This is a genomic window from Caulobacter sp. 17J65-9 (assembly GCF_010975005.1).
In the GTDB taxonomy this organism is placed as follows: domain Bacteria; phylum Pseudomonadota; class Alphaproteobacteria; order Caulobacterales; family Caulobacteraceae; genus 17J80-11.
Genome location: NZ_JAAIVC010000036.1, coordinates 21,135 through 27,134, shown reverse-complemented (window position 1 = coordinate 27,134; position 6,000 = coordinate 21,135). Strand labels below are relative to the sequence as shown.

7 protein-coding genes and 1 pseudogene are annotated in these 6,000 nt (G+C 70.8%); 3 read left to right on the top strand and 5 right to left on the bottom strand.

What is annotated here, in order from left to right:
- Positions 1 to 346 (bottom strand): annotated as a pseudogene (locus G3573_RS08160) (primosomal protein N'); the annotation flags it as partial.
- A gap of 96 nt (positions 347 to 442) precedes the next feature.
- Here G3573_RS08160 and fsa point away from each other — a divergent pair.
- From fsa to G3573_RS08145, 3 genes are read left to right on the top strand one after another with little or no spacing between them, the layout of a single operon-like run.
- On the top strand, positions 443 to 1,096 hold the full coding sequence (fsa, locus tag G3573_RS08155; RefSeq protein WP_163260591.1) for a fructose-6-phosphate aldolase: 654 nt from the start codon (positions 443 to 445) through the stop codon (positions 1,094 to 1,096).
- A gap of 31 nt (positions 1,097 to 1,127) precedes the next feature.
- A complete protein-coding gene (locus G3573_RS08150) occupies positions 1,128 to 1,838 on the top strand; it encodes a DUF484 family protein (protein WP_346427357.1) in 711 nt (236 codons plus the stop codon).
- Positions 1,835 to 2,749 (top strand): tyrosine recombinase XerC, encoded by a 915-nt coding sequence (locus tag G3573_RS08145; protein ID WP_346427356.1) that lies wholly within the window; start codon positions 1,835 to 1,837, stop codon positions 2,747 to 2,749. Before G3573_RS08150 ends, G3573_RS08145 begins: the two co-directional genes overlap by 4 nt.
- A gap of 2 nt (positions 2,750 to 2,751) precedes the next feature.
- On the opposite strand, the gene G3573_RS08140 is transcribed toward G3573_RS08145, so the two are convergent.
- The 4 genes from G3573_RS08140 to rimM form a co-directional block, all read right to left on the bottom strand.
- Positions 2,752 to 3,084: a GIY-YIG nuclease family protein gene (locus G3573_RS08140; RefSeq protein WP_163260590.1), complete on the bottom strand. Its 333-nt coding sequence runs from the start codon at positions 3,082 to 3,084 to the stop codon at positions 2,752 to 2,754.
- A 147-nt stretch (positions 3,085 to 3,231) separates the two neighbouring features.
- Positions 3,232 to 4,638, bottom strand: a complete 1,407-nt coding sequence (lpdA, locus tag G3573_RS08135; RefSeq protein WP_163260589.1) for a dihydrolipoyl dehydrogenase — start codon at positions 4,636 to 4,638, stop codon at positions 3,232 to 3,234.
- Between the two features lie 177 nt (positions 4,639 to 4,815).
- Positions 4,816 to 5,337 carry a hypothetical protein gene (locus G3573_RS08130; RefSeq protein WP_163260588.1) on the bottom strand — a complete coding sequence of 174 codons (522 nt, stop codon included), beginning with the start codon at positions 5,335 to 5,337 and terminating at the stop codon, positions 4,816 to 4,818.
- A 115-nt stretch (positions 5,338 to 5,452) separates the two neighbouring features.
- Positions 5,453 to 5,989: a ribosome maturation factor RimM gene (gene rimM / locus G3573_RS08125; protein WP_163260587.1), complete on the bottom strand. Its 537-nt coding sequence runs from the start codon at positions 5,987 to 5,989 to the stop codon at positions 5,453 to 5,455.
- Between the last annotated feature and the right edge of the window lie 11 nt (positions 5,990 to 6,000).

The following is a 6,000-nucleotide window of genomic DNA, read 5'->3' as shown; positions in this document are numbered from 1 at the left end:
GTGTCGCGCGGGCCGGCTGCACGCCGGTCGGGACCAGCCGCTTCTCCGGCTTGGGCGGCGGCGCGCGCAGGCCGCGCAGCGCCAGCGCCGCGACCTCGCCCGGCGGCGAGCAGGTCCAGCGCGCGGCCCAGGTCACGAATTTCAGCGTGCCCGGCGGCAGGGCCGGCTCGTCGATGCGCTCCAGCACCGGCTTCAGCGGCCGGTTCAGACCGGGGATGTCGCGCACGCCGGCCACCAGGCCGCGCATGCGACGCGGCCCCAGCGGCACCACCACGTGGTCGCCGGGCGCGAGCTCAAGCCCCTCCGGCACCGCGTAATCGAACGGCTCTGGCAGCGGCAAAGGCATAAGGACGGCGGCGGCCTTCAATTCAATCTCCCGGCCGCATGGCGCGCGGCCCGACCTTTAGGTAGAAGGCCCGCGCGCGAGAAATAAGGAAGCGACATGCAGCTGTTCGTCGACACCGCCGACACTGGTCTGATCCGCGAGCTGGCCGAAACCGGCCTGGTCGACGGCGTCACCACCAATCCCACGCTGATCGCCAAAGCCGGCCGCCCCATGGCCGAGGTCATCGCTGAGATTTGCGAGCTCGTCGAGGGGCCGATCAGCGCAGAAGTGGCCGCCACCGAGCACAAGCAGATGATCGCCGAGGGCGAAAAGCTGGCCAAGATCGCTCCGAACGTGGTCGTGAAGCTGCCGCTGACCTGGGAAGGCCTGAAGGCCACCCGCGCCTTCTCCGAGCAGGGCATCCACACCAACGTGACCCTGTGCTTCTCGGCCGCCCAGGCGCTGATGGCCGCCAAGGCGGGCGCCACCTTCGTCTCGCCCTTCGTCGGCCGCCTCGACGATCACGGGGCCGAGGGCATGGAGCTGATCCGCGAGATCCGCGCCATCTTCGACAACTACGATTTCGACACCGAAATCCTGGCCGCCTCGCTGCGCAACACCGTGCACGTCAAGGACGCGGCAATCGCCGGGGCCGACGCGGCGACCCTGCCGCCGGCCGTGTTCAAGGACCTCGTCAAGCACCCGTTAACTGACAAGGGGCTTGAACAATTCCTGGCCGACTGGGCCAAGACCGGCCAGTCTATCCTCTGATTTTCGGCCTCTAACTTCGAGAGCGCGCGCTGTGACCACCCAGGACCTGTTCGCCGAGGCCCCGACGGAAACCCCGCCCGCCGCGCGCGAGGAGCTTTCCTGGCCGCAGGTGCGCGCCTTCATCCAGGCCCATCCCGAGCACCTGCTGGGCGACCAGCAGCTGCTCGAGATGCTGCAGCTGAAGCCCAGCCTGGCCGGCAACGTGGTCGACTTCGGCCGCGCCGCCCTGACCCGACTGGAGGAAGCCGCCGCCCGCGAGAGCAGCACGCGCAAGGCGATCGAGCAGGTCGCCCGCGCCAACTTCGCCGCCCAGGCCCAGACCCACGCCGTGGTCGTCGACCTGCTGGAGAGCCGCAATCACGCCGACCTCGCCCGCCGGCTCGACGCCGCCGCCAAGAGCCGCTTCGGCCTGGTCTGCGGCGTGATCGCGCTGGAGAAGCCGGGCGCGGTGCCGTTCGGCTGGCGCTCGCTGGAAGACGGCGATGTCGACGCGGTGCTCGGCCCGCACGGCCTGTCGCGCCTGGGCCCGGCCCCGGTCGACGAGGAGCTGTTCGGCAAGGAAGCCGAGCTGGTGAAGAGCGCCGCCTTGGTGCGCCTGGCCCTGTGGGAGCCCGCCCGCCACGCCGTGGTCGCCTTCGGGTCTCCTGATCCGGAGGGCTTCAGTCCGGAGATGGGGGCCGAACTGGTCGCCTTCCTGGCCCGCGTCGTCGAGCGCACCGCCGAACGCTGGCCGGTCCTGTGACCGCCCGCGAGGCGGTCCGGGCCTGGCTCGACCACCTCGCCCACGAGCGCCGCTGCTCGCCCCGCACCCTGGAGGCCTACAGCCACCAGGTCGGGACCTGTCTCAGCTTCCTTGAACGCCACAAGGGCGGGCCGCTGTCGGCTCGCGACCTCGGCGACGTCTCCGCAGGCGACCTGCGCGCCTACCTGGCCTTCCGCCGGCGCGGGGACGACGCCCTGTCGGCCCGCTCGCTGGGCCAGGCGCTGGCCGCCGTCCGCAGCTTCTACGGTTGGCTCGACCGCCGCCAGGGCATAGCCAACGCCCAGATCGCCCTGGTGAAGGGCCCGCGCGTGCCGCCGTCGCTGCCGCGGCCGATCACCGAGGACCAGGCCCGCGGGGTGTTGGCCGAACCCGAACTGGATCCCGACCGCGAGGACTGGGAGGGCGCGCGCGACGCCGCCGTCCTGACCCTGCTGTACGGCTGCGGCCTGCGCATTTCCGAGGGCCTGTCGCTGACCCGCGCCGACGCGCCCCTGCCCGAGACGCTGCGCATCACCGGCAAGGGCGGCAAGACCCGCATGGTCCCGGTGCTGCCGGCCGTGCGCGCCGCGGTCGACGCCTACCTGGCCGAGGTCCCGTTCGCCCTCACCCCCGACGAGCCGTTGTTCCGCGCCAAGCGCGGCGGGGCCCTGTCGCCGCGCCACGTGCAGGCGACGGTGCAGCGCCTGCGCGGCCGCTTAGGCTTGCCCGACAGCGCCACGCCGCACGCGCTCCGCCACAGCTTCGCCACCCACCTGCTGGGCGCCGGCGCCGACCTGCGCTCGATCCAGGAACTGCTCGGCCACGCCTCGCTGTCGACCACCCAGAAGTACGCGGCGGTCGACGCCGAGCGCCTGCTCAGCGCCTACGCCAAGGCGCATCCGCGGGGGTGAGCTCAGAGCGGCCGGGCGTGCAGCCGGGCCAGCCAGAGGGTCTGGCGGAGCTTGAGTTCGTCGTCGCGTCGCTCGGCCGGGAAGTCGTCGCGCAAGCGCTCCAGCTCCTCGAACCGGAACGCGTCGGCGCCGTGCTCACACCACGCCGCCTGCAGGTCGCGACAAGGGCTGCTCCCCTGGCTGAGGGCGGACCACAGGCCGCTTTGCTGGGCGTCGAGATCGCCGCCGCGCCCGATCCAGACCTCGCCCGTGGCGGAGCAGATCACCGCATAGACGCCGTGGGCGTGCGCTCGATCGTTGCCCGCGACGACGGCCTTTTCAGCGGACTGGTCCATGACGGCTTCCATATTTTACCCGGGCGATATAGGTCTATAATTCATCCGGGTAAATAGGTGGGCGTTCGTTCGACCCGAGGATCACGGCACGAAAAAGGGGCGGACCTTTCGGCCCGCCCCTCGCGTTTTCACGGCTCCCGATCAGGCTTACGCCTGCATGATCCAGCCTTCGACGCCCATCATGGCCTGACGGACGGCTTCCGAGCGGGTCGGGTGCGGGTGGCAGGTGCGGGCCACGTCTTCCGAGGCGCCGCCGAAGGCCATGGCCACGCAGGCCTCGCCGATCATCTCGCCGACCTGCGGGCCCATCATGTGGACGCCCAGGATCTTGTCGGTCGCAGCGTCGGCCAGAACCTTCACGAAGCCCTCGGTCTCGTGGTTGATCTTGGCGCGGCTGTTGGCGGTGAACGGGAACTTGCCGGTCTTGTAGGCGACGCCCGCGGCCTTCAGCTCGTCCTCGGTCTTGCCGACCCAGGCCACCTCCGGGAAGGTGTAAACGACGCTCGGGACCAGGTTGTAGTCGACGTGGCCGGCCTTGCCCGCGATCAGCTCGATGCAGGCGACCGCGTCCTCTTCCGCCTTGTGGGCCAGCATGGGGCCCAGGATCACGTCGCCGATGGCCCAGACGCCCGGGGCGGCGGTCTTGAAGTGGTCGGTCGGGATGAAGCCGCGCGCGTCGGTCTGGACGCCCACGCTCTCCAGGCCCAGGCCCGCCGTGTAGGGCTTGCGGCCGATGGCGACCAGCACGACGTCGCCCTTGATCGTCTCGGCCGCGCCGCCCTTGGAGGGCTCGACGGTCAGCTCGACGCCGTCCTTGCCGGTCTTGGCCGCGGTGACCTTGGTGCCCAGCTTGAACTTCATGCCCTGCTTGGTCAGGGCGCGCTGGAAGGCGGTCGCCATGTCGGCGTCCATGCCGGGCGTGATGCGGTCCAGGAACTCGATCACGGTGACCTCGGCGCCCAGGCGGCGCCACACCGAACCCAGTTCCAGGCCGATGATGCCGGCGCCGACCACGATCAGGCTTTTCGGCACGCCCGGCAGCGACAGGGCGCCGGTCGAGTCCACGACCTGCTTCTGGTCGAAGGCCACGCCCGGCAGCCCCGTGGGCTCCGAGCCGGTGGCGATGACGATGTTCTTGGCCGCCAGCATGGTCTTGGAGCCGTCGGCGGCGGTCACTTCGACCTGGCCGGCGCCGGCGATGCGGCCGAAGCCCTTCACCCAGTCGACCTTGTTCTTCTTGAACAGGAACTCGATGCCCTTGGTGAGCGCGGTGACGCTCTCGGCCTTGGACTTCATCATCTGGCCGAGGTTCAGCTTCGGCGCGACCTCGATGCCGATCGAGGCGAAGTCCTTGCCGGCGGCTTCATACAGTTCGGAGGCGTGCAGCAGGGCCTTGGAGGGCATGCAGCCGACGTTCAGGCAGGTGCCGCCCAGGGTCTCGCGGCCCTCGACGCAGGCCGCCTTCAGCCCCAGTTGCCCGGCGCGGATCGCGGCGTTGTAGCCGCCCGGTCCGCCGCCGATGATCACCACGTCGTACTGCGCCGCTTCAGCCATCGTTCGGTCCTGTTCGAAAAGCGGGCGCACACTAGTGCCGCGCGCCGCTGCGTCAACGGCTGCGTCGGGAGCCGGCGCGGCCGCGGGCTCCATATAATCGCCAGCGGGCCGCGGGAGCGGCTCGGGATCGCTAATTGTGAGCGGATCTGCGGCCTCGCCGCGACCCGCCCGAGCTTTTCAAGCGAGCCGACCTCGGTCGGGCCGGCCGGAAGCGATCATGAACAGGCCGATCAGCACCGCGCCCACGATCACCGTGTAGCGCAGGTCGCCGGCCGCCAGCGCGTCGAGCACGCCGGAGAACACCCCGCCCTGCTGGCCGCCGCCCAGCATGTTCAGCACCAGGTCGGCGGCGAAGGCGGCGGCGTAGGCCAGGGTGGCGCGCATGCTGCCGTTGGCGAACAGGACGGCGGCGACGAGGTACAGCGCGATGGCGCCGGCCCACAGCGCGATCACCGGGAAGTCGTGGGTCTCCACCGCATCGGCGGCGGCCTGGCCCTGCACCGAGCCCTCGGCCAACGAGGCGATGCCGGCGCCCGGCTCGCTCATCCCCGGCCCGCCGACGTCGATCGGATCGGCCGCGACCGAACGGTTGTGGGTCGGCGGCTGCGGGCCCGAGACCATGGCGACCACGCCCGGCACGGCGATCCAGGCCACGTAGGCCAGGATCAGAACGACGACGATCCAGCGCAGGGCTTTCATGACCCGGCTCCCCTCACAATCCGGGGAACATGGTTACCGCAAAGGCGGGGCGGGCAGAAGACGGGAAGCGTGGCGGGCGAACTCCGCAACGCGGCGCCAAACACTCTGCGGGACGTCAGTCCGGCTCGCGTTCCGACGTCTCGGCCGGGCGCACGGCGATCACCTTGCCCTCGGCGACGCGCACTTCCGGCACGGCCGCGCGGGTGAAGGGCAGGTACCAGGTCGGCCGGCCGTCGCCGGAGTCGATCTCCAGAAGATCGCCGGCCCCGAAGTTCGGCACCGCCTTCACCTTGCCCAGCACCTCGCCCTCGGGCGTGACGGCGGACAGGCCGATCAGGTCGGTCAGGTAGAACTCGTCCTCGTCCGGCTCGGGCAGGGCCTCACGAGACACGTAGAGGCGAAGCCCGCGCAGGGCGTCGGCCTGTTCCTTGGTCTCGATCTCCGGCACGCGGGCGACGATGCCGTCCTTCACCACGCGGGCGCTGGCGATGGTCAGGGCCGGCGAGCCGTCCTCGCGCTTGAGCGCGCGGTAGGCCTTCAGCGCCAGCGGATCTTCCGTGTAGGTCGAGATGCGCACCTCGCCGCGCACGCCGAACGAGCCGGCCACGCGCCCGACCTGGACCAGCCGCTTTTCCGGATTGGTGTCGCTCATCGCCTCACTCC